General features: G+C 70.0%; 26 protein-coding genes. 10 read left to right on the top strand and 16 right to left on the bottom strand.

All coding sequences use genetic code 11. The features are described from left to right. Positions 1-228: 228 nt before the first annotated feature. Entirely contained in the window at positions 229-1,578 is a 1,350-nt protein-coding gene (locus IU450_RS13880) for a TIGR01777 family oxidoreductase (RefSeq protein ID WP_195150216.1), read from the top strand. Between the two features lie 348 nt (positions 1,579-1,926). Here IU450_RS13880 and IU450_RS13875 read toward each other — a convergent pair whose 3' ends face one another. Both IU450_RS13875 and IU450_RS13870 read right to left on the bottom strand, forming a co-directional pair. Further along, positions 1,927-2,772 carry a MerR family transcriptional regulator gene (locus IU450_RS13875; protein ID WP_195150215.1) on the bottom strand — a complete coding sequence of 282 codons (846 nt, stop codon included), beginning with the start codon at positions 2,770-2,772 and terminating at the stop codon, positions 1,927-1,929. A gap of 88 nt (positions 2,773-2,860) precedes the next feature. Further along, a complete protein-coding gene (locus tag IU450_RS13870; protein ID WP_195150214.1) occupies positions 2,861-3,193 on the bottom strand; it encodes a hypothetical protein in 333 nt (110 codons plus the stop codon). A gap of 86 nt (positions 3,194-3,279) precedes the next feature. Here IU450_RS13870 and IU450_RS13865 point away from each other — a divergent pair, with 86 nt between their 5' ends. Next, positions 3,280-3,903 carry a lipocalin family protein gene (locus IU450_RS13865; protein WP_324197665.1) on the top strand — a complete coding sequence of 208 codons (624 nt, stop codon included), beginning with the start codon at positions 3,280-3,282 and terminating at the stop codon, positions 3,901-3,903. A 163-nt stretch (positions 3,904-4,066) separates the two neighbouring features. Beyond that, positions 4,067-5,392, top strand: coding sequence for a cryptochrome/photolyase family protein (locus tag IU450_RS13860; protein ID WP_195150212.1), 1,326 nt, complete (start codon positions 4,067-4,069; stop codon positions 5,390-5,392). Positions 5,393-5,408: 16 nt separating this feature from the next. Here the strand turns inward: IU450_RS13860 and IU450_RS13855 are convergent, their stop codons facing one another. Both IU450_RS13855 and galE read right to left on the bottom strand, forming a co-directional pair. Continuing rightward, positions 5,409-5,945, bottom strand: a complete 537-nt coding sequence (locus IU450_RS13855) for a hypothetical protein (protein WP_195150211.1) — start codon at positions 5,943-5,945, stop codon at positions 5,409-5,411. Between the two features lie 492 nt (positions 5,946-6,437). After that, positions 6,438-7,415, bottom strand: a complete 978-nt coding sequence (galE, locus tag IU450_RS13850) for a UDP-glucose 4-epimerase GalE (RefSeq protein WP_195150210.1) — start codon at positions 7,413-7,415, stop codon at positions 6,438-6,440. A gap of 353 nt (positions 7,416-7,768) precedes the next feature. Here galE and IU450_RS13845 point away from each other — a divergent pair, with 353 nt between their 5' ends. Together IU450_RS13845 and IU450_RS13840 are read left to right on the top strand one after the other, a co-directional pair. Beyond that, complete coding sequence (locus tag IU450_RS13845) at positions 7,769-8,164, top strand: hypothetical protein (protein WP_228834537.1); 396 nt, start codon at positions 7,769-7,771, stop codon at positions 8,162-8,164. Positions 8,165-8,186: 22 nt separating this feature from the next. After that, complete coding sequence (locus IU450_RS13840) at positions 8,187-8,987, top strand: PIG-L deacetylase family protein (protein WP_195150209.1); 801 nt, start codon at positions 8,187-8,189, stop codon at positions 8,985-8,987. 55 nt (positions 8,988-9,042) lie between these two features. On the opposite strand, the gene IU450_RS13835 is transcribed toward IU450_RS13840, so the two are convergent. After that, positions 9,043-9,639, bottom strand: a complete 597-nt coding sequence (locus IU450_RS13835) for a TetR/AcrR family transcriptional regulator (RefSeq protein ID WP_324197664.1) — start codon at positions 9,637-9,639, stop codon at positions 9,043-9,045. 63 nt (positions 9,640-9,702) lie between these two features. Between IU450_RS13835 and IU450_RS13830 the strand changes: the two genes are divergently transcribed. Then, on the top strand, positions 9,703-10,116 hold the full coding sequence (locus IU450_RS13830; protein ID WP_195150207.1) for a DUF6463 family protein: 414 nt from the start codon (positions 9,703-9,705) through the stop codon (positions 10,114-10,116). A gap of 46 nt (positions 10,117-10,162) precedes the next feature. On the opposite strand, the gene IU450_RS13825 is transcribed toward IU450_RS13830, so the two are convergent. The 4 genes from IU450_RS13825 to IU450_RS13810 all read right to left on the bottom strand — a co-directional run bounded on the left by IU450_RS13825 (position 10,163) and on the right by IU450_RS13810 (position 13,722). Beyond that, the gene (locus IU450_RS13825; RefSeq protein ID WP_195150206.1) at positions 10,163-11,701 is read right to left on the bottom strand and encodes a sensor histidine kinase; all 1,539 of its coding nucleotides are present in this window, start codon (positions 11,699-11,701) and stop codon (positions 10,163-10,165) included. Then, positions 11,698-12,414, bottom strand: a complete 717-nt coding sequence (locus tag IU450_RS13820) for a response regulator transcription factor (RefSeq protein ID WP_195150205.1) — start codon at positions 12,412-12,414, stop codon at positions 11,698-11,700. Before IU450_RS13820 ends, IU450_RS13825 begins: the two co-directional genes overlap by 4 nt. A gap of 309 nt (positions 12,415-12,723) precedes the next feature. Continuing rightward, complete coding sequence (locus IU450_RS13815; protein WP_195150204.1) at positions 12,724-13,383, bottom strand: class I SAM-dependent methyltransferase; 660 nt, start codon at positions 13,381-13,383, stop codon at positions 12,724-12,726. A gap of 135 nt (positions 13,384-13,518) precedes the next feature. Further along, on the bottom strand, positions 13,519-13,722 hold the full coding sequence (locus tag IU450_RS13810) for a hypothetical protein (RefSeq protein ID WP_195150203.1): 204 nt from the start codon (positions 13,720-13,722) through the stop codon (positions 13,519-13,521). A gap of 452 nt (positions 13,723-14,174) precedes the next feature. Here IU450_RS13810 and IU450_RS13805 point away from each other — a divergent pair, with 452 nt between their 5' ends. Together IU450_RS13805 and IU450_RS13800 are read left to right on the top strand one after the other, a co-directional pair. Then, a complete protein-coding gene (locus tag IU450_RS13805; RefSeq protein WP_195150202.1) occupies positions 14,175-15,005 on the top strand; it encodes a mycofactocin-coupled SDR family oxidoreductase in 831 nt (276 codons plus the stop codon). Positions 15,006-15,132: 127 nt separating this feature from the next. Then, positions 15,133-15,522 (top strand): STAS domain-containing protein, encoded by a 390-nt coding sequence (locus IU450_RS13800; RefSeq protein ID WP_195150201.1) that lies wholly within the window; start codon positions 15,133-15,135, stop codon positions 15,520-15,522. Between the two features lie 98 nt (positions 15,523-15,620). Here the strand turns inward: IU450_RS13800 and IU450_RS13795 are convergent, their stop codons facing one another. Then, positions 15,621-16,652: a DoxX family protein gene (locus tag IU450_RS13795; RefSeq protein ID WP_195150200.1), complete on the bottom strand. Its 1,032-nt coding sequence runs from the start codon at positions 16,650-16,652 to the stop codon at positions 15,621-15,623. A 192-nt stretch (positions 16,653-16,844) separates the two neighbouring features. Between IU450_RS13795 and IU450_RS13790 the strand changes: the two genes are divergently transcribed. Then, positions 16,845-17,129 (top strand): hypothetical protein, encoded by a 285-nt coding sequence (locus tag IU450_RS13790; RefSeq protein ID WP_157229798.1) that lies wholly within the window; start codon positions 16,845-16,847, stop codon positions 17,127-17,129. A 7-nt stretch (positions 17,130-17,136) separates the two neighbouring features. On the opposite strand, the gene IU450_RS13785 is transcribed toward IU450_RS13790, so the two are convergent. The 6 genes from IU450_RS13785 to IU450_RS13760 form a co-directional block, all read right to left on the bottom strand. Further along, the gene (locus tag IU450_RS13785) at positions 17,137-17,991 is read right to left on the bottom strand and encodes an alpha/beta fold hydrolase (protein ID WP_195150199.1); all 855 of its coding nucleotides are present in this window, start codon (positions 17,989-17,991) and stop codon (positions 17,137-17,139) included. Between the two features lie 86 nt (positions 17,992-18,077). Further along, complete coding sequence (locus tag IU450_RS13780; RefSeq protein ID WP_195150198.1) at positions 18,078-19,829, bottom strand: N-acyl-D-amino-acid deacylase family protein; 1,752 nt, start codon at positions 19,827-19,829, stop codon at positions 18,078-18,080. 4 nt (positions 19,830-19,833) lie between these two features. After that, the gene (locus tag IU450_RS13775) at positions 19,834-21,483 is read right to left on the bottom strand and encodes a class I adenylate-forming enzyme family protein (protein ID WP_195150197.1); all 1,650 of its coding nucleotides are present in this window, start codon (positions 21,481-21,483) and stop codon (positions 19,834-19,836) included. A 37-nt stretch (positions 21,484-21,520) separates the two neighbouring features. Further along, on the bottom strand, positions 21,521-22,567 hold the full coding sequence (locus IU450_RS13770; protein ID WP_195150447.1) for an NAD(P)-dependent alcohol dehydrogenase: 1,047 nt from the start codon (positions 22,565-22,567) through the stop codon (positions 21,521-21,523). Then, complete coding sequence (locus tag IU450_RS13765) at positions 22,567-23,724, bottom strand: serine hydrolase domain-containing protein (RefSeq protein ID WP_195150196.1); 1,158 nt, start codon at positions 23,722-23,724, stop codon at positions 22,567-22,569. Before IU450_RS13765 ends, IU450_RS13770 begins: the two co-directional genes overlap by 1 nt. Before the next feature lie 7 nt (positions 23,725-23,731). After that, complete coding sequence (locus IU450_RS13760) at positions 23,732-25,099, bottom strand: flavin-containing monooxygenase (RefSeq protein WP_195150195.1); 1,368 nt, start codon at positions 25,097-25,099, stop codon at positions 23,732-23,734. A 210-nt stretch (positions 25,100-25,309) separates the two neighbouring features. Between IU450_RS13760 and IU450_RS13755 the strand changes: the two genes are divergently transcribed. Beyond that, positions 25,310-25,930, top strand: coding sequence for a TetR/AcrR family transcriptional regulator (locus IU450_RS13755; protein WP_195150194.1), 621 nt, complete (start codon positions 25,310-25,312; stop codon positions 25,928-25,930). Positions 25,931-26,060 lie beyond the last annotated feature (130 nt).

Here is a 26,060-nt window from a genome sequence, read left to right as displayed (position 1 = left end):
GCCGCAGGTTGCCGCGGAAGTCGACCCGCTCGAGGGGCGGCGGGTCCGCCGCGTGGGCGAATCGACTCGGCTGCGGCCCGGCGCGCTCGTCTGGGTGGGCACGGTAACGAGCCACCGTATTGCATCGGACAGACTGTTTATAGGTCAATTCCTGCGGTTTTGCAGATTTCGCCTCAAGTAACGATGCATAAACGCTGCATCGAGTCGGTTTCGGGCTACAGTCGGGTCATGGGCATCGAGTACGCGAGCGTCATCGATCTTCCTCGGTCCGAGGTGTTCGCCTGGCACGCGCGTCCCGGCGCGCTGACCCGCTTGGCGCCGCCCTGGCAGCCGGTATCGCCGCGCGCCGAATCGGACTCGCTCTCCGACGGGCAGGCGGTGCTCGGACTGCCCGGTGGTCTGCGCTGGGTGGCCCGGCACGATCCACGGGAGTACGACCCGCCGCGCCGTTTCGTCGACGCGGTCACGGTCGACGGCGTCGGCTCCTTGCCCGCCGGATTGCTGCCCTGGCGGCACACCCACGATTTCGAGGTCGTCGAGGAGAACCGCACCAGGGTGGTGGACCGGGTGGACGCGCCGGTGCCCGCCGCGGTGCTGCGCCCCATGTTCGCCTACCGTCACCGGCAGCTCGCCGACGATCTGGCGGCCCACGCGCGGGCGGCGCGAGCGGGTTTCGTGGGCAGGACGGTCGCGGTGACCGGAGCGTCCGGCATGGTCGGCTCGGCGCTGGTCGCGTTCCTGACCACCGGGGGGCACCGGGTGGTGCGGCTGGTCCGGCACACGCCCCGTGCTGCGGACGAAAGGCGTTGGGACACCGACGATCCAGCGCCGGATCTGCTGGACGGCGTGGACGCGGTGGTGCATCTGGCCGGGGCATCCATCGCGGGCCGGTTCACCGAGAAGCGCAAGCGTGCGATCGCCGACAGCCGGATCGGGCCGACCCGGAAGCTCGCCGAGGTGGCGGCCGGGGCGGCGGTTCCGGTCTTCGTCAGTGCCTCGGCGATCGGGTACTACGGCGCCGATCGCGGCGACGAGACGCTGACCGAGCAGTCGGAACGCGGTGACGGCTTCCTCGCCGACGTGGTCGACGGGTGGGAGGCGGCCACGGCTCCCGCCGCGGAATCCGGTGTGCGTGTGGTGCGTGTGCGCACCGGGATCGTGCAGTCCCCGCGCGGCGGTACGCTGCGGCTACTACGCCCGCTGTTCGCGGCCGGGCTGGGCGGACGCATCGGTGACGGTCGTCAGTGGCTGTCCTGGATCGGGATCGACGACCTGATCGATGTCTACCATCGGGCACTCTGGGACGCCGGGCTGTCGGGCGCGGTCAATGCCGTTGCGCCGCAACCGGTTCGCAATGCCGAATACACGAAGGTCCTCGCAGCTGTACTGCACCGGCCCGCACTGTTCCCGGTACCCGGGTTCGGTCCTGCGCTGCTACTGGGCCGAGAAGGTAACCGGGAGGTGGCGTCCGCCTGCCAACGGGTCGTTCCCACGCGGCTGGCCGAGGCCGGGCATCGGTTCCGCGCGCAGACCTTGGAACCGGCGCTGCGGCATCTGCTCGGCAGGACCGCTGGTTGACGTCGGGCGTCGGCCGGAGTCGCCGGTGAGGTGGAAACCCCCTTCCCAGCTGGTGGACGCAACCACCGACCTTCCGGATGGAGTGTGCTCGACCATTCGAATGGAGTGTGCTCGACAATCGCCACACTCCTCACCTCGGCTGCTGCCATCCCTATAGCGTCAACGATGCATCGATTGCGCATCGTTAAACGTCGAGCCGCGGACCGGTTCGGGACATCGCCAGTGTGGTTGCCTTCCTCGCGATAACCCCGCGTCAGGCGGCCGAGGACGGGCGCGGCGAGGAAGGATTCGCACAGCGTCGGGTGCGGAGGCGGTCGACGGCGTTATGCGCCGCGGGAGCGGAAGAGTTCAGGCGAGCCGGTCGGCGGCGTCGACCAAGCTGTCGACGCGCTCCACGCCGTCGGGGAGGAAGACCGCCTCCCATCCCGGGCCGCCGACCAGAACCCGGGCGCCCGCGCCGAGACACGCGCGCACCGCGGAGGTCAACGCGGTGGACTCCTGTTGCGACCACAGCAGCACGGCGGCGGGGCGGTCGAACCGGGCGAGGGTGTCGGCGAGGGCCGCGGCGGGGACGTCGGCGCCGAGCATCCGCGCGCCGGTGCCGCGTTCGGCGAGGGCCGCGCGCAGCACCTCGAGCGGCAGTGAATGCGTCTCGCCGCTGGTGCAGGCGAGCACCACGGGTGTCGGGCCGTCGGCCATCGGCGGCGGGTACGTCCGGTGCAGCACCGAGATGACGCACCAGGACAGCAAGTGCTCGACGTCGACGCATCCCTCGCCGCCGAGCTGCCGATCGATGATGTCGGCGAAGGCGGGGCGGCACAGCAGGTTCCACGTGTCGACCACGCCGAAGGCGCGGACGTGCGCGTCGAGCTGGCTGGACACCGACCCGGTGTCCAGCGCGAAGGCCGCGGCCAGCAGTGATTCGCGCCGGCCGAGCGTGGGCGCGGGCCCGCGCACCGTCGCCGCCGCCCCTGCCGGGCTCGCGCCCGCGCGGATCAGGGTGAGCATCCGCTCGAGCATGGCGATGTCGGCCTCGGTGTACAGGCGGTGCTTGCCCGGGCGGTGTTGCGGCGGCCCGATGTCGTAACGACGGTTCCAGCTGCGCAGTGTCGCGGTCGGGATACCGAGACGTTCGGCGACCGCGCGCACCGTGTATCCGGCCGCGTCGGACACGGGGACGGAACCGGCGGGCATCGCCCTATTCTGCCCGCCCCCGCCGGCGGGATCCGCCCCGCCCGTGTGGTTGCGCGGTGTGGTCGGTCCGCGCGGTTCCGGCATGGCGTCACCCCCGCCCGGTGTGGGCGGAACGCCGCAGGCCCCGGTTCACCGCTGCCGGGATGGTCTCGGCGCACTGCGGTTGTCCGCGCGACGCCCGCCCGAGCGCCACGGCATCGCCGCGATCCGAGCCGGTGCCGACCTCGCTCGCGGGCCATACGGCGTTCTGTGTCGGGGCGAGTACGAGAGCCGGACCGGAAGCGAAATCGCGCATTCCGGCGATGCGGGCCACGGCGCGGCGCGCGGTGTCGTCGTCCGTCCGGCCGCACCGGCCGGACGGCGCGGCGCGTCGGAAGGAGACCGCGGTGCCCGCGAGGCGTGGCACTGGCGCCCGGGTCATCGCTCCCTCCTGAAATCTCGGTTGCATCAATTATGCATCGTTATTGTGCTACCGTGGTGGACGTCGCCGATTATCGAGGAGTTAGCGTGAACCGTCGCAACCTGCTGCGTACGTCTACTCGCCTGCTCGCCGGGACGGTGTCGGCGCTGGCCGCGTCGGTGCTCGCGGCAGGCGGCGCCACCGCGGCGCCCAGCCCGGTCGCCGGGCCTGCGCCGGTGCCGAGCCTCGACCTGGACCGGTATCTGGGCACGTGGCGTCAGCTCGCCGCCGTGCCGCAGTACTTCAACCTGGCCTGTGCGCGTGACACGCAGGCGAACTACTCGCTCGATCCGCAGGGCGATATCGCGGTGCGCAACACCTGCACCACGTGGGCGAACACGCGTAACGAGATCAACGGCACGGCGACGGTCACCGACCAGGAGACCAAGGCGCAGTTGCACGTCAGCTTCCCCGGCGTGCCGACCCAGGACCGCTTGGAGGGGGAGACGAACTACATCGTCACCGCGCTCGGCCCGGACTACTCGTGGGCGCTGGTCACCGACCCGAGCCGGATATCCGGGTTCGTCCTGGCCCGCGCCGCGGCGCTGGACGCGGGCGCCTGGCAGCAGGTGCGTGCGGCGATCACCGCGGCCGGTCAGAACGCGTGCCTGTATCTGACCTCCCCGACGACGGGCGGTGACTCGCGCATCGTCCCGCTCTGCGCGGGGTGATCGGCATGCTCGGCGCTCGTGAGGGTCGCGTCGTCGGCGGTATGGCTGAGCCGCCCGATGCCGCCCCGGCGCGGCCCTCATGGGCGCCGAGCACCCGCTGCGGCTCAGCGCGAGGGGGAGGTTCGCCGATGAACAGCTCTGTCGCACAGGGGGAGCGCGTCCGATGACCGTCACGATCGCTTTGTTCACCCGCGACCTGAGGGTGTGGGACAACCCGGTGCTGACCGCGGCACACCGGGAAGGTGCGGCGGTGGTGCCGCTGTTCGTCCTCGACGACGCCATCCTCTCGGGCCGCTTCGCCGCGCCGAACCGCGCCCGATTCCTGTCCGCGGCGCTCGCCGAGCTGGACGACGAATTGCGCGCCATCGGCGGCAGTCTGGTCCTGCGCCGCGGCGATGTGGCCACGGAGGTCGACCGCGTGGTCGCGCAGGTCCACGCCGAGAGTGTGCACGTGGCCGCGGACGTCAGCGGCTACAGCCGCCATCGGGAACGTGCTCTGCGCGAGCGTCTCGCGCGCCGCGGCTGTCTGCTGCACACACATCCCGCCACCATCACCGCCGCCGATCCGGCGTCGCTGCTGCCCGCCACCGGACGCGACCACTTCGCGATCTTCAGCCCGTACTTCCGGCGCTGGTGCGAGGCGCCGCAGCGCAAGCCGCTCGGCAAGCCGCGCGACCTCACGGTGCCCCGGGTGTCGAGTTTGCCGCTGCCGGACGCGGGTGAACTGTGCGCGGGCCCGGGCTCGCCGCAGCTGGCCGTCGGCGGCGAGACCACAGGACGGAAGATCGTGCGCGACTGGCTGTCCGGACCGGTCGAGAACTACGCGCGCGACAATGACGATCTTGCCGCCGATGCCACCTCGAGGCTGTCGCCGTACCTGCATTTCGGCTGCGTGTCCCCGCTGGAGCTGGCGCATCGGGTGGACATGTCCACCGAGGGCGGACACGCGTTCGCCCGGCAGCTGGCCTGGCGGGACTTCCACCACCAGCTGCTGGCCGCCCGCCCGTCCGCGGCCTGGTCGGACTACCACGAGCGCGCGATTCGCTGGCGCGACGACCCGCAGGCCGTCGACGCCTGGCGTGAAGGGCGCACCGGGCATCCGATCGTGGACGCCGGGATGCGGCAGCTGCGTGCGGAGGGCTGGATGCACAACAGGGCGCGGCTGATCACCGGCAGCTTCCTGACCAAGTCGCTGCGCGTCGACTGGCGAGTCGGGGCGGAGCACTTCCTGCGCTGGCTGGTGGACGGCGACTTGGCGAACAACCAGCTCAACTGGCAGTGGGTGGCGGGCACCGGCACCGACACCAGGCCGAACCGGGTGCTCAATCCGCTGCGTCAAGCCGAACGCTACGACCCGGACGGCGCGTACGTACGGCGCTGGGTGCCCGAACTGGCGCACCTGCCCGGTACGCGCATTCATCGGCCGTGGCGTGCGGGCGTCGATCCGGCGGACTATCCGGGGCCGATCATCGATTTCGTCGGAATGTAGCTTCTTGGAAGCGGATTCATCGGGGTAGCTCGCTCGGCTGGTCCGCGACGGTCGCGAGCACGGCGTCGGCGACCTCCTCGAAGGCTCGCACCACGTTCTCCAGTTCGTCGCTGACGTCCCGCATCCCGGCCACCGCCGAGAGGTCGTCGGTGTCGAAGTACCACCGCGCGAACAGCCGGCGGAAAGCGTCGTCGGCGTCGTCGGCCAGCCGGAGGATCTCGGCGCGATACCACGCGGCCCAGGTGGGGTCGAACGGCGCCGCGATCAGTCGGGCGGTGTGCCCACCGCATTCCTCGATGATGCCGACGACTTCCGCGAGTTCGTTCGTCAGCGACGTCACGCCGTGCCGGTCCGCGCGCTCGGCCGTCGTCCGCAGGTGTAGGAGGACACTGTGCAGGGACCGGCCGAGGTGGCGGCGGTCCGCCGGTGCCGCACTCACCATGTCGTCGCTTCGATCGGCGAGTATCGCGATCCCCGCGCGCACCGCCGCGTGATCGGCGGGGACCAGACGAAGCCTGCCGAGTATCGCCGTGGCTTGTCCGACCGTGCTCACCGCATCCCGAAAACAGTCGTGCTGGTCTCCTGGGGCCAACGGGTGCGACGACACAGATGCTCCTGACGATGGTTGGAATTGTCTGCTCGGTGCGGTAATCCGCGTTCACGGCCGCGACCGGTGCCGCGACACAGATGATTCGAAGAGGCGGGCCTCGCGGATCAACCCTTCTCGACAACCTTCCACCGTGACTCCGGTGCACGAATCATGCTCCGGCGGGCCGGTCGTACGGCGAGGGCGGTCGGGCGGAACCCGGCGATACCGGCCCGAGCTTCCGAATCCCGTTAGTCCGCGCTTGAATTGAGGGGTCGAGGATTCACCATGCCCGAGGAAAGGGGCCTGTCATGGGCACCGTCGAAATCGCCATCACCATCGGCCGCATCGTGGACACCCTGCAGAAAGCACTGATTCTGCTCATTCTCTGAGCGCATCGTGGTTCCCGGCGAGCGAACCAGGATCGCCAGGGAACCCACGGGGCGGCCGCCCGGTCGATCAGTCGTCGTACACCGACCGGTGGAAATCCCATGCGTCGGCCACGATGTCGGCCAGGTCCGGGCGCTGCGGCTTCCAGCCCAGCCGGGCACCCGCCTTGCCGCTCGCGGCCACGCAGACGGCCGGATCGCCCGGCCTGCGCGGGCCGTAGTGCACGGGGAAGTCGCGTCCGGTGACTTCGCGAACGGTGTCGAGCACCTGCCGGTTGGAGTAGCCGCCGCCGTTGCCGAGGTTGTACACCTCGTATTCGCCGGGCCGGATGGTCTCCAGCGCAAGCAGGTGGGCGGCGGCCAGGTCGGCCACGTGCACGTAGTCGCGAACACAGGTGCCGTCCGGCGTCGGATAGTCGGTGCCGTAGAGCGTGAAGGAATCACGCTGTCCCGCCGCGGCTTGCAGCAGGATCGGGATGAGGTGCGACTCCGGGTGGTGCCGCTCGCCCAGCCGCACCCCGTCCGCGACGACGGCTCCGGAGGCGTTGAAGTAGCGCAGCGACGCGGCGCCGAGGTCGCTCGCCCCGCACTCGCCCGCGATCATCATGTCCACGGTCGCCTTGGTCGCCGCGTACGGGTTCGCCGGACGCACTTCGGCGTTCTCGTCGAAAGGGGTGCTTCCGTCGCCGGTGTACATCGAACCGGTGCTGGAGAAGATCAGGCGCGGCGCCCCGGCGGCCCGGACGGCGCGCAGCAAAGCGAGCGAGCCTTCGATGTTGTTCCACCAGTACTTTTCGGGGTCGGCGACCGATTCGGCGACTTCGATCTTGGCGGCGAAATGCAGCACGCCGTCGAAGCCGGACGCCGGGGTGAGCACGTCGGCGACCCGGTGGATGGAGAGCTGATGGAAGACCGCCCGTCGCGGGAGGTTCGACGCGAATCCGGTGGACAGGTCGTCGAGAATCTCCACCTCATGGCCCGCGTCGACGAGCTGATGCGCGACGACGCTGCCGATGTAGCCGGCGCCGCCGGTGACGAGAAGTTTCACGGATGGCCCTCTCCTGGTGGTGGCTGGCGGAAGACCTCAGCGTAGGCCGGTTGTCAGGGTTCTCCCAGCGGAGTCTCGGGGTGCCTCGAGAGCGCCGACCGAGGATCGTTCTCGCGGTCGACGTTCGGCCCGCGGCCTGACGGGCCAGACGAAGGAGACAGGGATGAAGGTGTTGAAGTCCACGGGCGGGGCCCGGTGCCCGAGCAGCACCACCAGGATCCGCAGCCGAGCCCGCACGGGTTCTGGTTGTTCGACCGGTGGATTCCGCTGCTCTGAGTCCGTCCATCCACGCCGTCAGGTCGATTACCTCGCAGGTAATCGACCTGACGGCGTTTGTCGGTCAGGCTCGGGGCATGGTGACCAACAGCATGCGGCAGTCCCGCTCTCCACTGGCCGGCGCGCTGCGCGGTCTGGCGCTCGGCCGGGTCGCGCTGGGGTCGGCCGCCCTCGTGGCCCCGGCGATGTTGACCAAGGCGCTCGGCGTGCGTCCCACGCCCGAGCTCGACTACATGACCCGCATCTTCGGTGCGCGGGCGATCGCGCTCGGTCTCGGATATCTCACCGCGCCCGTCGAAGAACTGCCCCGCTGGCAGCGCCTCGCGTTGCTGGTGGACATCCTCGACACGACCCACGGCGGGGTGCGCGTGCTGCGCGGTGACGTGCCGCGGCCGACCGCCGTCGCGTTGGTCGCTCTGACCGGCGGCTACATGCTCGTCGGCGCGACCCGCCTGGCCAGGGACCTGCGCTGAGAGTTTCTGGCACTCTGGGGCGATGGCGACCGTTGTGGCATTCCACGCGCACCCGGACGACGAGACACTGCTGACCGGTGGCACGCTGGCCGAGCTGTCGGCCGCCGGGCACCGAACCGTCATCGTGGTGGCCACCGACGGTCACATGGCCGATCTGGCCGGGCGCGAAGCGCTGCGGCTGCGCGAGTTGGCGGCCAGCGCCGCCGCGCTCGGCGTGCACCGGGTGGCGCATCTCGGCTACGCCGACAGCGGACACGGCGCCGTACTGTACGCGGACCCGCCGGACCGGACGCGGTTCGTCCGTGCGGATTCCGAGGAGGCGGCCGAGCGGTTGGCCGCGATCCTGCGCGACGAGAACGCGGACATCCTGCTCAGCTACGACCGCAACGGCGGGTACGGGCACCGCGACCACATCCGCGTGCACGAGGTGGGCAAGCGCGCGGCCGAACTCGCCGGTGTCTCCCGCGTGCTCGACGCCACCCTGCCGCGCGAGGGCTGCGCACGCCTGGCCCGCTTCCTCGGGCGGTTGCCGATCCCGTTCCGCTACGACCCAGCGATCCTCGCCTCGCTCTTCAGTCCGCGCTCGGAGATCACGCACCGCATCGATGTCGGCGCACACGCGGCGCGGCGCAGAGCCGCCTTGACCGCGCACCGCTCGATCATCGAGGGCTCCAGCCGGTTCGCCACCATCGCCGGTGTCCTGCTCCGCCTACCCGGTCCCGTGCTCGGCCGGGTTCTGCGCTGGGAATGGTTTGCCGAAGAAGGCGCCGTTCCCGGCGCCGGCGCACCGCTCACCGACATCTTCGAACCGGCGCCGCGCTGAATGCGTCTACCCGCGCCGCTGCGTGGTCGAGCGGATTCGCGGACGCACATCGCGGTCAGTCGGTAGGGGACAGCAGTGCGGTGGCTGCCGATTCGGCGACCGTGCGGGTGAGTTCCGGAATCTTGTCGCGATCGCCGTCCAGGATCAGCAGCCAGGCGAAGATCGGGCCGAGCAGCAGGGCGTGCACCGTGGCCGGGTCGGGTGGCGCGGCCAGTTCGCCGCGGCCGACCGCGCGGTCGAGCACTTCGATCACGGCCTGTCGTTCCCGTTCGAGGAAGGTCTCGGTGAAGCGGGCGCTCAGCGCGGGATCGGCGTAGATGTCGGCCAGCAGACCGGCGAGCACGTCGGTCGGCGCACGGCCGAGTTGGGCGGCGATGGTCCGGGTGAGGGCGGCCAGGTCCGCACGCAGGGTCCCGGCGTCCGGAGGTGGCTGTTCCCGCATGTCGTGCACGGTGGCCGCGAAGATCATCTCTTGCTTCGTCGCGTAGCGCCGGTAGATCGCGGCCTTGCCGATTCCGGCCTGCGCCGCGACGGCGTCGACCGTCAGGCCGGCGTAGCCGCGCTCGGCCAGGAGTTCTCGCGTGGCGCGGACGATAGCGAGATCGACCTCACTGTTGCGCGGACGTCCTTGCCCTTGTTTCGGTTTCGGCACGCTCCTAGTATACGGAACTGACAGTATCGGAACTGTCAGTTCCGTAACGGAGGGTGGATTCCAATGATCAAGTGGGCAGGACGTCTCCTGGTGTTTCTCGGAGTCGGGCACACACTCGGCAGTTATGTCCTGGTGGCTCCCGACCATGCCGACTCATGGTTCGGCGCGAAGCTGTGGAGCCCCGAGGAGGGAATCAGCGAGATGAGCCCGGCTATGGCGTCGTTCTGGCTGACCACCGGCAGCTTCGGCGTGCCGTTGGCCCTGATCGGCGTGCTCGTGCTGTGGCTGGATCGACGGGGCATCGTGCCGCCGTCGTTCCTGACGTGGACGCTGGGCATCTGGTCCGTTGTCGCAGGCGTCATCCTCGAGCCCGCCCCGTGGGCGCTGGCCTGGATCGCGGTCGGGCTGCTCGCGGTAGGCGCTCGGCGCGCGGTGCACGCCGAGCCGGCCTCCGGGCTCGCGGCCGCGCCGAGGTGAGCGCCCGGAACGCGCCTCGAACGGGCAGGCGGCATGCCGCTTCGGTTCACCGCGACCGAGCCGGCTGATCCGCGGTCGGCGTGACGGACGGCTCACGGGGCAGCATCACCGTGAAGGTGCTCCCTCGGCCCGGTTCGCTCTCGACCGAGACCCGTCCGCCGTGCGCCGTGACCAGGGCTTGGACGATGGACAGGCCGAGCCCGGTGCCGCCGCTGGCGCGGGTGCGCGAGGCGTCCGCGCGGTAGAACCGCTCGAACACCCGGGTGGTGGCATCGGGTGACAGCCCGGGACCGGCGTCGATCACGTCGATGCGGACGCGATCGGGGGCGGCCGTGAGCCGCACCGCGACCGCCGCTTCGTGCGGTGTGTGGGTGAGGGCGTTGCCGAGCAGGTTGGCCAGTACCTGGCGCAGGCGGGCCTCGTCGCCGATGACGTCCATGGTTCCCTCGCCGTCGCCGATCGCCAGCGTGATCGGGCGGTCCGGCGCGTCGGATGACGGTTTCTGGCGGGCGGCGACGGCCCGGGCATTGTGCACGGCGTCGCCCGCCAGCGCGAGCAGGTCTACGGGCTTGCGCTCCAGCGGGCGTTTCTCGTCCAGCCGCGCCAGCAGCAGCAGATCTTCGACGAGCAGCCCCATCCGCTCGGCCTCGGCCTCGATCCGGCCGACCACCATCCCGGCGTCGGTACTGGCGCCCTGCCGGTACAGCTCGGCGAACCCGCGAATCGTGGTCAGTGGCGTGCGCAGTTCGTGGCTGGCATCGGCGACGAAGCGGCGCATCCGCGCCTCCGAGCGCCGGGCCGCCTCCTCCGACGCCTCGGTGGCCGCCACGCCGTGCTGGATCTGCGCGAGCATCTCGTTCAGCGACCGCGCCAGATGGTCGACCTCGGTGTCGACGCCGCGCACCGGCACCCGCCGGTGCAGGTCACCGCCCGCGATCGCCGCCGCCGTCCGCTCCACCTCGCGCAGCGGCCGCAGGCTGCGCCGGATCACCAGGTAGCCGACGGCGCCCAAGGCCAGTAGAGCCGCCGCCCCCGTGCCGATTTCGAAGAAGATCAACCGGGAGACCGTCTCCTGGTTGTCGGTCAGCGGCAGGCCGATGGTGGTGGAACCGTACTGGTTGGTGGTGGTCAGCACCCGCCAATCCATCGAAGAACCGTCCGAGGACGGCACCGTCTTCGGGGTGCCCGCGGTCGCGGCGCCGAGATCGGGAGATCCGGTGCTGTTGCCGCTCGGCAGGTCTTGATAGACCTGCCCGTCGGCGCCTGTGCGCAGTTCGAAGAACCGCCGCGGTTGTTCGCCCGCCGACCTCGGCGGCACGGGCGCGGCGGGCAGGTCGGCCGGAATCCATTGCACGCGACCGTCGCTGGTGATCACCTGGCGCATCGGACGCGGCTGCGCCCAGGAGCGCGCCGCGTCGTAGAGTTGTTCGTCGGTGCGCTGGGTCAGCGAGCGACTCAGCGCGGAGGTCACCGCCGCGCCCGACGCGAACAGCGCCGTCGCCGTCAGCAGCAGCAACACGATCACCAGCCCCACCCGCAGCGGGACCGCCGATATCCGCCGCGCCGGTTTCGCCCGCGCGCTCACGTCCGGCTCGGCTGGGGTTCGCGCAGGACGTAGCCCACGCCGCGCAGCGTGTGCAGCAGCTTCGGTTCGGTGGTGTCGACTTTGCGCCGCAGGTACGACACGTAGGACTCGACTACGCCCGCGTCGCCGCCGAAGTCATAGCGCCACACGTGGTCCAGGATCTTCGGCTTGCTCAGCACCCTGCCCGCGTTGACCATGAAATATCGCAGCAGCGTGAACTCGGTCGGGGACAGCGACACCGGCGCACCCGCCTTCCACACCTCATGGCTGTCGTCGTCGAGCACCAGGTCGCCGACCGTCATGCGGTTGGCGCTCTCGCCCGCGGACTGCAATCCGCTGCGGCGCAGGATGACGCGCAGTCGCGCGATCACTTCCTCCAGGCTGAACGGTTTGGTCACGTAGTCGTCCGCGCCGAGGGTGAGCCCGGTGAGCTTGTCGTCGACGTCGTCGCGGGCGGTGAGGAACAGCACGGGGGCGGTCACCCCGTCGGCGCGCAGCCGCCGCAGCATCCCGAACCCGTCCATGCCCGGCATCATCACGTCCACGATCAACGCGTCCGGCCGGAACCCGCGCACCCGGTCCAGCGCCTCGGTCCCGCTGAGCGCGCCGGCCACCTCGAATCCCTGGAACCGCAAGCTCACGGCGAGCAGTTCGATGATCATCGGTTCGTCGTCCACGATGAGGACGCGGGCTTCGGGTTCACGACTGGTCATGAGCCCATGATTACGGCGCAAGCGCCGAGCAATCTGCGAGCGAGCTGGGTGTTTCCTGTGAGCGTCTCGGACCGGCCGACGCGGAGCGCGGGTTCGGAGGACTGGCGAGCGGTCCGTCGCAGACCTCGCCGACAAGTCTGGGCCGTCGCGGGGTGGCCGCCACGTCCTCCGGGACGCTGATCGAGGCCATGAATTCGCCTTCCTTGCCGTGGGAAACCTTTTCCGAAGGCTAGGAAGGCTGTCTGCCCGCACCCTGGGGCAAACCTGGGAGTGCGCTGTGCGGGGTCGGGCCGCGCTTCGCGCTCTCGGTCAGCTGCGGCGAATGCGCAGGATGTTGTCTTTCCTGGTGCCGGGCTGCCCCTCGGGGCCGGGTTGCTCGCGCTCGACGAGCTCGTCCACCTCCACCTGCCATGCGGCCGGGTCCAGAGCCAGCCCCGCGCGCACCTCGGCCGTGGTGGGGAAGTGCACGTCGGCGGGCGGCTCCAACACCCAGCTGGGCCATTCCGCGTGCCCGACGATCAGCAGCAGCCCGCCGGGGGCCACCGCCTCGGCGGCTCGTCGGAGGATGCGCATCCGTTCGCCGTCCTGGGCGAGCGGCGAATGCAGGTACTGCGCCGTGACGAGGTCGAATCGTCCGTCGGGGAAGGTGTGGTCGAGATCGTGCCGCTGCCAGTCGATTTCGCCGGCCAGTTCCTGGCGTGCCGCCTGGGCCCTGGCGCGGGCCAGCGCGGTCTCCGACACGTCCACGGCGGTGACGCGCCAGCCGCGCTCGGCCAGCCAGATCGCGTCGGCTCCCTCGGCGCAGCCCAGATCCAGTGCCGAGCCGGCGGCGACCGATTCGATCTCCCGCACCAGCAAGAAGTTCGGCCGTCCCGACCAGATCCGCTCGCGCTCCTGGTAGAAGTTTTCCCAGTACTCGACCGTCGTCGACGTCGTCCGGTCCGCGTGGTCGTGGTGTGTCGCACTCATGCGTCCCACCATCCATGGGGTCGACCGGATCAGCAAATATCGTTGCTGCTTCGGCAACCTACCCGCACGCGGGCCGTTGCCGCCCGGCGGCCGCAGGCCCGTGCCGCTCGCTCGGGACCGGCGACCGCCCGCGGGTCAACACTCTTCGAGCGGGTCGCGCAGGATCATGCCCTCGGCGGCACGGAGGCGGGTGGTCATGGTCGTCAGCAGATCGACGGAATCCTCGGAGAGGCCGATGGCCGTATTCAAGAGCCTGCGCAGGCGCGGGCTGGTGAGCCGTTCGGCCACGGCGCTGTCGTGCTCGGTGGGTTCGGCGTCGAGCTGTCGGTCGAGATTCACGGAAAGGTACTCACAATCGGTCATCGGGCCCCCAGGAACCATTGTGGATGCGCCGGACCGTGCCAGGAACGATGCGTAGGCACGGGCAGGGTCGTTCCGGGCGCAGCGTACATCGCACTCATTTGGTCGCTGGACCGGGTCGGAATTGTCGCATGTGGTCTCCCTGCCGCAGTCGGGTCGGTTCGCCCGTGCCGTTACCGTTCCCGCTCCGGTGCCGAGACCGGACTCATTGTCCCACTGCCCCTGGATATTTCGGCAAAGCGCCTCGTCGGCGCGGGGTGTGCGGGCACCGCGCGCCCCGGTGCAAGCCGGTGTGGGTCGGCTCGGGACAGTTCCCATTTCTGGGAAACGCCGGTCGTGATGTGGCCGCCGGAAAATCGGGAGCTCGCTCGGTGCGCCCGTGACACGATGGGTGGCGGCCGAAGCAGGTACCGACCGACGAAGGGCCCGCCATGGGGAATCTCGACGACAGGGTAGCGGTGATCACCGGCGGCGCCCGCGGGCAGGGACGCGCGCACGCCCTGGCCCTGGCGAGCGCCGGCGCGGACATCGTGGTCTGCGATATCGCCGCCCCGCTGTCCGGCCTGCCCTACGAGCTGAGCACTCCGGACGACCTGGCCGAGACCGCCGCCCTGGTCGAGCGGGCGGGCCGCCGCTGCGTCGCCGTGCAGGCCGACGTGCGCAGCCTGGAACAGATGCGGACGGTCGCCGACCGCGCGATCGAGGAATTCGGCCGCGTCGACATCTTGATCGCCAACGCGGGCATCGCGTCCAACTCACCCGTCGCCGAGATGGACGAGCATTTGTGGCGGGACATGATCGACACCAATTTGACCGGGGTGTTCCACAGCTTCCGCGCGGTGGTCCCGCACATGATCGAGCGCCGCTGGGGCCGCGTGGTGGCCACCTCGTCCATCGTGGCGAAGATGGGCGTGCGCAACGCGGCGCACTATGCGGCGAGCAAATGGGGTGTGCTCGGACTGGTGAAATCGCTGTCGCTGGAGGTGGCGGAGTACGGCATCACGGTCAACGCCCTGCTGCCCTCCGGCGTGGACACCGACATGATCCAGAACCCGGCGACGTGGCGGCTCATGGTGCCGGACAAGGAGAACCCGACCAAGGAGGACTGGATGGCGATCATCGAATCCGGTCCGCCCAACGGCGATTTGATCCAGCCCGCCGAGGTGGCCGAGGCGACGCTGTTGCTGGTCTCCGAACACGGCCGTCACTTCAACGGGGAGGCGATCACCATTTCCTGCGGCGGGAGCGCGAGTACGTCCTAGCGGCGGGCCGGTGCGGCCGGAAACGGCGGGCGGCGAACGCAGTCCGCGCCTGTACAGACCTCGCGCACCGTGCTTCACTGGAAGCCCAAGGTCTGTGCAGTGCCAGCTTCCGGCCAGGAGTGAGCGCATGTCCCGACACACCGAACGGACTGACCCGCTTCGCTTTTCGGTGTGCCGCCCGCGCCACGACGTCACCATGCTGATGGTCGCGGGTGAAATCGATGCCGCGACCGCGCCCCGGTTCCGTGCCGAGCTGGCGTGCGCCTTCCTCCGCCGCGCGGCCACGCTCGTCCTCGACCTCTCACCGGTCACTTTCCTCGCCGCGGCGGGGCTCAGCGTCTTGGTCGAGGCGCAGACCGAAGCGGCGCGCTCACGCCACCGGATCGTGCTGATCACCACGGTGCGGCCGGTGGACCGGGCCATCGAGATCACCGGCCTGGCCGACCGGTTCCATCGGGTCGCCTCGCTCGATGCCGCCCTCGTGGACCTCTCGCCCGGCTACGACGAGACTGCCTGACCGGCGCGGCCGCGGCAAACGCGTTCGGCGGCCCGAGTGGGGCCGCCGAACGCGTATTTCACCGCCGGGCCGAGGCCGACGCCTGCCTGTGCGAAGCGTCAGTGGCGACGCGACTCGATTGCCTCGCGGGCTGCCTGAGCTTTCTGCGCACTCCGTTCGCGGGCCAGCTGCGCTGTGTGCGCGCTGCGTTCCCGCGCCGCATCGGCGATCTCCGGTCCACGCTCCTTGGCGATCTCCGCCCATTCGGCGCTGCGTTCTTTGGCGATCTCGGCCCATTCGCCTCCGCGCTGCTTGGCAAGATCAGCGAGACGAACACCCCGTTCCTTGGCGATCTCCGCCCATTCGGCCCCCCGCTCCTTGGCGATCTCGGCCCATTCCGCGCCGTGCTCTTTGGCGAACTCGGCCCAGTCGGTGCCGCGATCTTTGGCTACCTCGGCCCACTCCGACCCGTGCACCTTGGCGGTCTCCGCCAGGTCGCTGCCGTGTTCCTTGGCCGCTTCCGCCCACTCCGGCCCGTGCCGCTGCGCCGTTTCGGCCAGTTCCGCACCCTTGCTCGCGGCGACCGCGCCCAGCGCTCGCGCCCGTTCCGCGGCCTCCTGCGCGTGCTTGCGCAGTGCCGCGCCGGTCGTGGTGTCCGAGGCCGCGCCGAACGGCAGCGCGGCGGTGACCGCGGCAGCGGCGTCACGCGCGGCTCGGCGGCCGCGCCAGCCCAGCGACGGCTTGCCCTCGGTATCGGCCGCGGCGATCATCAGCCCGCCCAGCAGTCCGAGGTCCTTGAGGAACGCGGTCCGCTTCGCCGACTTCCGCGCCGGATCCTGCTCGTTCCAGAAATCCTGCTCGGTGACGGCCGCGGGCACCACGGTCGCGGCGAGCACCAGCGCGGCCAATCGCGGCGCCTTGCCCAGTGCCAGCAGGACGCCGCCGCTCACCTGAGCGAGCGCGTTGACCTGCACGACGGTCGTCGGATTGGATGGCAACTTTGTGGCTATCTCTTCGGGGAGCTGCCGCTGCCCCCGTTCGAGCAGTGCGTTCGCCGCTTTGACCCGCTCGTCCGGGCGCCGCAGCGTATCGACCCCGTCTACGACGAACGCGGTGGCCAGCAGCGGCCGGGCGAGTCGGCGCAATAACATGACAGAACCCCTTCCCTTGATGTCGTCACGATTCGGATTCCCGCGCGATTCGTGACCAAACAAGCCGGTCCGCCGCCGTGTGAAGGCCGCCTCATCCGGGTAACAGCAATTCGAGGGAGATCGATCCAGGAGGAGAGGCGCCGTGGCGCACGCTCCCGCCTCCCGCCCCTGCTTCGCCGGAAGGTATCTGCTGTGAACACCCGTACGGCCACAACGGCTTTCGAGGCCGTCGTCGCCGCGTTGCCCGCTGCGCCGAGGTGCACGTTCCGCTTCGACTCCGTGCCGTGTCGACATCGCGCGGAATGGTTCATCCGTAAACGGTCCTGCTGCCACCCGGCCGGTGTGGATTTCCTGTGCGAGACCTGCCATACCCGCATCCACTGGATGCTCGACATGGGCATGGCGTTCGAATGCACCGGCTGCGGAGTGCGCTCCGCCAGCTTCCCGGAACTCTGCCCGACCGCCGCTCCACTGTGAGCGGTACTCAGCGGCCGTCGGCCCGCTTCGGGGTGGGCGCTTCGATCGCGGCGAGAAAGCCGGTGATGGTCGAAGTGACCTGGTCGGGTGCCTCCACCATCAGAAGATGACCGCAGTCGGGTAGTTCCACCGCGGTGTGCGGGCGCAGCTTGCGGTTGAGCCGCCCGCCCGCCTTCGCCGAGAGGATGCGATTGCGCCGTCCCCAGATCGTGCAGATCGGCGGGAAGCCGGCAGGCGGATCGAACGTGTCCAACGCGCGATAGGACGGGAAATCCTGCACCAGGCCGTGCAGGGCATGCAGCCTGCCCCGATCGGTCCAGTGCGCCCGCACGCGCGGCTCGTGCTGGTTGTGCTGAGCTCGGCCGCGGGGACCGAGCTGATTGCCGAGAATCAGTGAGACGATCGGGCTCGGCAAGCTGATCCGGCGCGCCGGCAGCGCCAGCGGCAGTCGCGCGTCGAGCCAGGCCAAGCCCGCCGACCGGCCCGAGCGGACGGTGTCGGAGGTGAGCGGATTGATCAGCACGAGCGCGCGCACCCGCTCCGGATGACCCATGGCGTAGCGCAGCGAGGTGGCGCTGCCGAGGCAGTTGCCGATCAGCACCACGTCGGTGAGGCGGTGGGCGTCCAGGAACTCCGTCAGCATGTCGACGTAGTCGATGAGGCGGTAGCCCGTGGCGGGCTGGTCGGACCGACCGTAGCCGGGGAGATCGAGCGCGAAGACCTCGTGCTCGTCCCGCAGGACTGCGACTTGGTCGTCCCAGATCCGCCGTTGCGTGCCCGCGTTGTGCAGGAGGACGACCGGCGACCCGCTGCCGGTGCGGTCGAAGACGACGGCCCTGCCCCGATGTTCGAAAACGTCCACGCCGACTCCCTACGGACTGCGGGCGGACGAGCCGCCGCATCTTCGCGATTCTACGTGGCGGGTACGGCCGAGCAGGGGCACTCCGGTCACCGGATGGCGGTCGACGCGCGGAGGAACCGGCCGGTCCGGCGGGTGCCGAGGACCGCAGCGGGAGCGCCGTCGCCGAAGACCGGCACGCCGCCGACGAACACCGCGGTGACCGTGTCATCGTTGCGATTCACCATGCGCGACAGGTTGTCGAACGGGGCGATCGGGGACTCGCGGTAGGCGTCGAGCGAATCGTCCAGGCGGTCCGGATCGAGGATGACGACGTCGGCCCGGTCGCCCACCCGCAGGTGCCCGGCGTCCAGGCCGTACCAGTCCGCGAGTTCGCCGGTGAGCCGGTGCACCGCCCGCTCCACGGACAGGAACGGCCGACCCGCTTCGGCGGCGTCGCGCACTCGGCGCAGGAAACGCAGCCCGAAGTTGTAGAACGCCATGTTGCGCAGATGCGCCCCCGCGTCGGAGAAGCCCAGCTGCACACCGGGGTCGGCGGCGAGCCGATCGAGCACTTCCGGTCGATGGTTGGAAATCGTCGTGCGCCAGCGGACCTTGTTGCCGTGCTCCACCACGAGGTCGAGGAAGGCGTCCACCGGATGCGAGCCGCCGCGCTCGGAGCCCACCTGGCCGAAGGACTTGCCGATCACCGCAGGGTCGGGGCATTCGACGATCCGCGCGTCGAAGAAGTCGCGGTGCCACACCCTCGGGCCGAATTTCTTGTCGTAGTCCGCGCGGAAACGGCGTCGATAGTCTTCGTCGCGCAGCAGTTCCCGTCGTCGGTCCACTTGGTCGGCCAGGTGCAACGCTTCGGCGCCGGAACCGAATTCCTCGAACACCACCAGGTCGATGCCGTCGGCGTAGACCTCGAAGGGCACCGGAAGGTGCTGCCAGCGGAAGTTGCCCCCCAGCGCGTTCAGCACCCGCGCGATCAGCGGAAACAGGTGCACCACGCCGGGAATGGCCTTGATGTCGGCGGCCGAGAGCAGACTGACCTTCAGCGGCCTGCGCAACAGGCCCAGGCTGCTCGCCGCCATGGTGACCAGGCTGTGCGGCCGGGACACGTCGGGTCCGCCCTGCAACGCCCCGCCGCGCCGTCGCAGAACGGCGTTGAGTCTGCGCCGCTCCCGGGTGGTCGCGTAGGTGGAGGGCAGGGTGCGCGAGCGGCACACTTCGCCGTCGAGTTTGTCGAACATCAGCTGCTGTGAGGACATCCCGACGAACCCGGCGTCCAGCGCCTCGGTCAGCTTCGCCTCCATCCCGGCCAGTTCGGCGGCGTCGGGCCGGACGTCCTTGCGGGTCGCGCGCTCCAACCCCAGCTGGGCAGCACGGATATCCGAATGCCCGATGAACGCGGCGACGTTCGGACCCAACGGCAGTCGTTCCAGCGCGGCCGCGTACTCGTGCGCCGAGCGCCAGGTCTTGTGCTGCTCGACCGCCCCGACGACGTGCTTGCGCGGAATCGCCTCGACCCGCGCGAACAGGTCGCCCGCGTCGGAGGCGTCGACGTGGACGGTCGACAGCGAGCACGAGCCCAGCAGCACCGTGGTGATGCCGTGGCGCACCGATTCGGTCAGCGCGGGATGCTGCAACACTTCCACGTCGTAGTGGGTGTGGATGTCGAGCATGCCCGGCATCACCCATTTTCCGGTGGCGTCCACGATGTTCGGACAGGCCGGGTCCTCGATCGGGTCGGCCGAGACGGTCGCGATCCGCCCGTCGTGAATGCCGAGGTGCCTGATCGCCGAGGGGGCGCCGGTGCCGTCGAACCAGCGGCCGTTGGCGATGATGGTGTCGTACATGGATCTACACCTCGAGATCGGTGCGCACGACCTTGCCGGTCGCATTGCGCGGGAGTGCGGTGGTGGCCAGGCGCCAGCGGGCGGGCACTTTGTAGTAGGCGAGCCGTTGCGCGGCGAACGCGCGCAGCTCGTCTTCGGTGATCGCCGTGGTGTCGTCGACCACGACCAAGGCGGCGACCTGCTGGCCGAGGTCGGCGTCGGGCACGCCGACCACCGCGCATTCGCGCACCGCCGGATGCTCTTCGAGGCACTGCTCGATCTCCGTGGGATAGACGTTCTCCCCGCCGCGCAGGATGAGATCCGACCGGCGCCCGGACAGACGCAGCCTGCCGTCCTCCAGGACCCCGATATCGCCGGTGCGCAGCCAGCGGTCCGGCGTGATCGCCGCGGCGGTCGCCGCCTCGTCCTGCCAGTACCCCAGCATCACGTAGGGGCTGCGCACCCAGATCTCGCCTTCGGCGCCGTCGGGGACCGCGCCGCCCGCGCTGTCGCGGATCTCCAGCGCGACCCCGACGACCGGTCGTCCCACGGTGTCCGGGAACGCCGCCAGCTCGGCCGGGCTCGCCAGCGTCGCGGCGGTGCTGCATTCGGTCAGTCCGTAGCTGGTCACCAGCGCGTTGCGGGCGACGGGGATCTGATCGCGCAGTTTCTGTTGCAGCGCGGCCGAGGACGGCGCCGAGTTCAGCGAGAAGGCGGCCAGCGAGGAGAGGTCGTAGCCGGACAGGTCGAGTTCGAGCATCCTGGTGGCCATGGTCGGCATGGCGCCCCAGTTGGTGATCCGTTCGGACTCGATCAGCCGCAGCACCCGGTCGGCGTCGAACGACCCCTGGTGGATCACCGCCGCGTCGCCGGTGACCAGCCGGGGAACCACCAGATTGTGCAGGCTGGCGATGTGGAACAGCGGCGAGGTGACCAGGAAGCGCCGCCCGCTGGGCAGCTCCTGCGCCCCGGTGAGCGCCGCCGCCAGCGCGTCGTTGAAGACGTGATAGTCGGTGACCGCGACCAGGTTTCGGTGCGAATGCACCGCGCCTTTGGGTCGCCCGCTGGTGCCGCTGGTGTACAAGATCACCGCCGGGTCGTCCTCGTCGATCCGGGTGTCCGGCAGAGTGTCGGTCCGGTATTCGGCGACGAGTGCGGGTACGTCGTGCTCCATGGTGAGCACCGGGATCCGGATGTCGAGCTCCGCCACCAGCGCGGCGCGCTTCGCGTCGACCACGAGCACCGAGGGGCTGGTGTGCTCGACGCCGTAGGCGATCTCGCGCGGCGCCCACCACGCGTTGTAGCCCACCGCGATCGCGCCGAGCGCCTGGGCCGCCCAGAAGGTGAGCACCCACTCGGGTGTGTTCGCCGCCAGAATGCCGACGCGGTCGCCCTTTTCGATGCCGTATCGGTCGCGCAGGGCCGTGGCCAGCGCCGCGACCGCGGCGGCGTGCTCGGTGAACGAGAACCTGCGGTCCGCGGTGACCAGGTAGTCCCGATCGCCGTGCGCCGCCGCGGCGAGGAGCACTTCGCGCAGTGAGGACTTGCGGTGGCGCACCACCGGCATCGGTGCGCCGAGCACGTCCTCGACCACCATCTCGAATCGACCGCCGGGTCCGGTGAGCCGGCTCGCGGCCTGTGCCACGAACGCCTGCGGGTCGATGGGTTTCGTCATATCGGGTACTTCCTCGTCACTGCACTGGGTTGATTCGTCACGGCTCGGGCACCAGGACCGCTCGGCCGGTGACCAGGCCGCGTTCCAGCCGGTCGAGGGCGTCGCGGCCCTCGGTCAGCGGGTAGCGCTCCACCTCGACCCGTAGCTTGCCCGACGCGGCCAGTGCCACGGCGTCGATCAAGTCGGATTTGGTGCCGCCGTAGGACTTTCGGACCGAAGCGCCCCACGGCCAGCCTGTGCCGCCCGCCGGCGCCGCGGTGATCTCCGGCGCGCCGCCGCCGAGGCCGATCATCCGGTACGCCCCGTTGGGCGCCACCGACTCCACCGCGAGCCGTGCGGTCGTGTCGACGCCGACGAAATCGAACACCGCGTCCGCGCCGCGGCCTGCGGTGCGGTCGAGGATCTCGCGCGCGGTGTCGTCGCTCGCGAGGAGTCCCTCCGCCGCACCGCACCGCGCGGCGAGGTCGAGTTTGTCGGCGCTCACGTCCACGGCCAGCACTCGCGCCGCGGTGGTCGCGGCGAGGATCTGCACCGCGACGTGGCCGAGGCCGCCGATCCCGACGACCACCGCCACCGACCCGGGTCCGAGCTGCTCGCGAGCGCCGCGGATGGCGTGATAGCTCGACAGCGCGGCGTCGGCCAGCGGCGCGGCCTGGCCGAAATCGAGGTCGCCGATCGGCACGAACGAACTCGCGGGGACGCGGATGTAGTCCGCCATGCCGCCATCCGGCCCGAGGCCGGGGCACGGCGGCATCGCGGTGCGGCCCGCGGCGCGGCAGACGTTCTCGTTGCCGCCGACGCACTCCCGGCAGACGCCGCACGACCAGCACAGGTACACGATGCCGCGCTCGCCGGCCCGGCGGCCGTCCACTCCGTCGCCGACGGCCTCGACGGTGCCCGCGATCTCGTGGCCGAGGGTCAACGGCTCCTCGCGCATCCGGAAGGGGATGTGCAGCACGTGCAGGTCCGAATGGCAGATGCCCGCCGCGCCCACGCGCAGCAGCAGGTCGGTGGGACCGATCTCCGGGATCGGTACCTCGCGCAGTTCCAGCACACCGGGCTCGGTGAGCTGCAGTGCCCGCATCATCCGCGTATCGCCGCGAACGTCGCGCGCAGGTAGGCGTCGGCGCGGTCCGAGCCGATCAGGCCAGGAGCCATCCGGTTCATCGCGTAGGCGAACGTGGTGCGGTGTTCGAGGTCGTTGACCACCATCGCGCCGCCGTATCCGGCCCACCAGCACACCCGGCCGTCGGGCACCTCCGGGGCGGTCCGGCGCTCGGGCAGGCCGTAGCCGATGCCGAACCGCAGCGGCATCAGCAGCGCGAGATCCACGCCGTCGGACTGCTGCTGGAAGATCAGCTCGATCGTCTCCTCCGACAGCAGCCGCCGTCCGGCGAGTTCGCCGCCGCAGGACACCAGTGACTGCACCCGCGCCACCGAGCGAGCGTTGCCGTGGCCGTTCACCGCGCCGATCTCGGCCTGCCGCCATCCCGCGCTCGCCGTCTCGGCGATGTCGAGCAGCGGGCTGGTGAGCGTCTTGACCAGCACGCTGTCCTGGTCGAGCGCGGCCATGTCGAATTCCGGCATGGCGGGCGGGACCAAGGTGGCGATCCGCCCGTGGTGCTCGGGCGCGGTGCCGATGTGGAAGTCCGCGCCCAGCGGCCCCGCGAGTTCCTCGGCGAAGAACTCGCCCAGCGAGCGTCCGGTGACGCGGCGAATCACCGCGCCGATCAGGTGTCCGTAGGCGAGGGCGTTATACCCCGACGCGGTGCCCGGCTCCCACCAGGGCGGCTGGCTCGCCAGGCGGGCGGCGGACGCTTCCGCGTCGTAGATGTCGGCGAGCTCGATCGGCGGCTGCCAGCCCGAGACGCCGGAAGTGTGCGCGAGCAGATGACGGATCTCGATGTCGCCCTTGCCGTTCGCCGCGAACTCCGGCCAGTACCTGGCCACCTTCGCGTGCACGTCCAGTTCGCCGCGCTCGACCAGCAGCAGAGCGCTGAGCGCGGTCATGGTCTTGGTGATCGAGAAGACGTTGACCAAGGTGTCCTCGGTCCACGGTGCGGTGCGCTCGAGATCGCGGTAGCCGCCCCAGAGGTCGACGACCGGTTCGCCGTCGACCATGACGCAGATCGACGCGCCCAGCTCCTCGCCGGAGGCGAGCCGGGTCTCCAATTCCGTGCGGACCCGCGCGAATCGCTCGGCGCAGAATCCCGACGTCGCGGTTCCTGTCGTAGTGGTCATCCCGGCCTCACACGTGTTCGAGCGTCCGAGCCGGAACCGGCAGGGCGTTCCCCGCGGCGGCGGCACGTTTCGCGCCGCGTGCCAGCTCCCGCTGCATGTCCCGCACATACGGTTCGAATTCGATCTGGATGGTGTGCCGGGGCGAGTCGTAGTAGCGCCCCGTCCTGGCCGATTCCGCGGTCCGGATGGCCGCCCGCATCTCCTCCGCCGACGGCGGGTGGTAGCGACCGGTCAGGTAGGCGGCGACCAGCTTGCTCTGCTGCTCGGCGAAGTTCACCAGCGTGGGCAGCGGCTGGGCCAGGCCGAGGAAGAACAGATTGTCGATGCCGGGCTTGATCATCTGCTTGAACAGCGGGAAGCGATTGTCGCTGTCGGGCAGCAGTTCGGGATCGGAGAAGAACGGGAAGGAGATGCGGTATCCGGTGGCGCAGACGATCACGTCCACCTCTTCGGTGCTGCCGTCGGCGAAGCGCACCCGCGACCCCTCCAGTGCGGTGATCGCGGGCTTGAACGTGACGTCGCCGCAGCCCGCGCGGTGCAGGAACTCCTCGCTGGCCGACGGATGCGCCTCGAACGGCAGGTGGTCGGGCTTGGGCAGGCCGTAGTCCTCCATGTTGCCGCGGAACTTGCGCACGAAGCGCTGCTTGAGCTTCAGGCCCAGCTTCGGCGGCATCCACCGTGGCATCGAGCGCTTGTCGCCGACCTTGCCGTTGACGTACTTCGGCAGCACCCAGACCCCGCGCCGGGCGGAAACGTAGAGCTTCGCCGCGAGAAAACGCTGCGACAGCTCGGAGGCGATGTCCAGGCCGGAATTGCCCATGCCGACCACCACAACGCGTTTGCCCCGCATGTCGACGGGGTCGAAGGGGTCGTTGTAGGCGTGGCTGTGCAGCAGCGTGCCGTCGAAATCACCCGGATAGTCCGGGATTCGGGGGTCCCAGTGATGTCCGTTGCAGACGACGAGCGCGTCGTAGTCTCTGGTGCGCCCTTCGCTCGTGGTGATCAGCCAGCGACCGTCCGCCCCACGCTCGGCCGCGGTCACCACGGTGTCGAACACGATCCGGTCGCGGATGCCGAAATGGTCGACGTAGTCCCGGAAATACTGGAACAGCTGGGAATGGTGGGGGAAGTCCGGCCACTCATCGGGCGCCGGGAAGTCCTCGAACGCCAAGCGGAACTTGGACGTGTCGATGTGCAGGCTCTGGTAGCAGGCCGACATGCCGTTGGGGTTCTTGAAGTACCAATTGCCGCCGACTTCGTCGGACGCCTCGTAGCAGTCGAAGGGGATGCCGTGGTCGTTCAAGCGTTTGGCTGCGGTGATCCCGGAGGGACCCGCGCCGATCACGCAGACCCGGGGGAGTGCGGTTGACGTCATTCACTGTCCTCGTGCTGGAGGCCGTCGCCGATGACGGCCGAACGTCCGATGCGGGTTGCGCACCGGAGTGACGTAGGCAACAAAATAACACTGGGTAGACATCATGTCTAGTGAGTGACGCACTGTCTATTCAGGCCCTCCGCGCGTAGACTCGGGCGGCGGCAGCCGCACGTCAGCCCACCTTTTACGGATACGAGGTACCTGTTCACCATGCGTACGAACGCGAACGCGAACCTGCGGGAGGAGCAGAAGCAGCAGACCAGGTCCCGCCTGCTGGAGGCTGCCAAACAGCTGTTCGCCACCCGCGGCTACGCGGCGGTGCGGGTGGACGACATCGCCGCGGCGGTCGGTTGTAGCCGCGCCACCTTCTACCTGCACTTCGCGGGGAAACTGGAGTTGCTGCGCGCGATCGCCGAGCAGGGCACCGCGCCCACCGCGCTGCACTTCTATCAGGACCTCGACCGGGTGCTGGAGACCGGTTCGCGCGCCGAGTTCGCCGGCTGGATGACCCGCGCGATCGAGTGGTTCCACGAGTACAAGGACCTGCTGCCCGCGTGGGACGAGGCGACGGCGCTGGAGCCGGAGTTCCGCGAGATCGCTCGCAACGGCATTCTCGCCCTGCCCAACGCGATGACCGCCTATCTCGCCGGGTGGCCTGCCGAGCGGCGCGACGAGGCGCGGTTGCGCGTGGAATTGCTTGTCGCGCAACTGGAACGGTTCTTCACCCGATGGGCGATGCAGGGCACCATCGACGTCTCGGTGGACCAAGCCGTCGAGGTGCTCACCGACATCTGGTTCCCCGCGCTGCGTGCGCCGTCGGCAACGAGCTGACCGGGGCCGCCGCGGCTGTTGCCAGAAATTCGCTGATTGCTCGGATCGCCCTCTGCGCCGACCCGATTCGACGGTGGCCCGCGAATCTGTCGGCGGCGTGGGGCATCATCTGTGCACGCAGCCAACCACG

Origin of the sequence: Nocardia abscessus (assembly GCF_015477775.1) — a bacterium.
Classification (GTDB): domain Bacteria; phylum Actinomycetota; class Actinomycetes; order Mycobacteriales; family Mycobacteriaceae; genus Nocardia; species Nocardia abscessus_A.
Note: the sequence above shows the minus strand (reverse complement) of the source record. Positions and strands in the feature narration are given on the sequence as shown.

What these genes read in the sequence shown, in the direction of transcription:
- IU450_RS13800 (WP_195150201.1), top strand. Translation starts at nt 15,133, where the DNA reads ATGTCCCGACACACCGAACGGACTGACCCGCTTCGCTTTTCGGTGTGC.
- IU450_RS13780 (WP_195150198.1), bottom strand. Translation starts at nt 19,829, where the DNA reads ATGTACGACACCATCATCGCCAACGGCCGCTGGTTCGACGGCACCGGC.
- IU450_RS13880 (WP_195150216.1), top strand. Translation starts at nt 229, where the DNA reads ATGGGCATCGAGTACGCGAGCGTCATCGATCTTCCTCGGTCCGAGGTG.
- IU450_RS13765 (WP_195150196.1), bottom strand. Translation starts at nt 23,724, where the DNA reads ATGACCACTACGACAGGAACCGCGACGTCGGGATTCTGCGCCGAGCGA.
- IU450_RS13840 (WP_195150209.1), top strand. Translation starts at nt 8,187, where the DNA reads ATGGCGACCGTTGTGGCATTCCACGCGCACCCGGACGACGAGACACTG.
- IU450_RS13845 (WP_228834537.1), top strand. Translation starts at nt 7,769, where the DNA reads ATGGTGACCAACAGCATGCGGCAGTCCCGCTCTCCACTGGCCGGCGCG.
- IU450_RS13795 (WP_195150200.1), bottom strand. Translation starts at nt 16,652, where the DNA reads ATGTTATTGCGCCGACTCGCCCGGCCGCTGCTGGCCACCGCGTTCGTC.
- IU450_RS13870 (WP_195150214.1), bottom strand. Translation starts at nt 3,193, where the DNA reads ATGACCCGGGCGCCAGTGCCACGCCTCGCGGGCACCGCGGTCTCCTTC.
- IU450_RS13805 (WP_195150202.1), top strand. Translation starts at nt 14,175, where the DNA reads ATGGGGAATCTCGACGACAGGGTAGCGGTGATCACCGGCGGCGCCCGC.
- IU450_RS13770 (WP_195150447.1), bottom strand. Translation starts at nt 22,567, where the DNA reads ATGCGGGCACTGCAGCTCACCGAGCCCGGTGTGCTGGAACTGCGCGAG.
- IU450_RS13860 (WP_195150212.1), top strand. Translation starts at nt 4,067, where the DNA reads ATGACCGTCACGATCGCTTTGTTCACCCGCGACCTGAGGGTGTGGGAC.
- IU450_RS13875 (WP_195150215.1), bottom strand. Translation starts at nt 2,772, where the DNA reads ATGCCCGCCGGTTCCGTCCCCGTGTCCGACGCGGCCGGATACACGGTG.
- IU450_RS13760 (WP_195150195.1), bottom strand. Translation starts at nt 25,099, where the DNA reads ATGACGTCAACCGCACTCCCCCGGGTCTGCGTGATCGGCGCGGGTCCC.
- IU450_RS13775 (WP_195150197.1), bottom strand. Translation starts at nt 21,483, where the DNA reads ATGACGAAACCCATCGACCCGCAGGCGTTCGTGGCACAGGCCGCGAGC.
- IU450_RS13820 (WP_195150205.1), bottom strand. Translation starts at nt 12,414, where the DNA reads ATGACCAGTCGTGAACCCGAAGCCCGCGTCCTCATCGTGGACGACGAA.
- IU450_RS13815 (WP_195150204.1), bottom strand. Translation starts at nt 13,383, where the DNA reads ATGAGTGCGACACACCACGACCACGCGGACCGGACGACGTCGACGACG.
- IU450_RS13755 (WP_195150194.1), top strand. Translation starts at nt 25,310, where the DNA reads ATGCGTACGAACGCGAACGCGAACCTGCGGGAGGAGCAGAAGCAGCAG.
- IU450_RS13830 (WP_195150207.1), top strand. Translation starts at nt 9,703, where the DNA reads ATGATCAAGTGGGCAGGACGTCTCCTGGTGTTTCTCGGAGTCGGGCAC.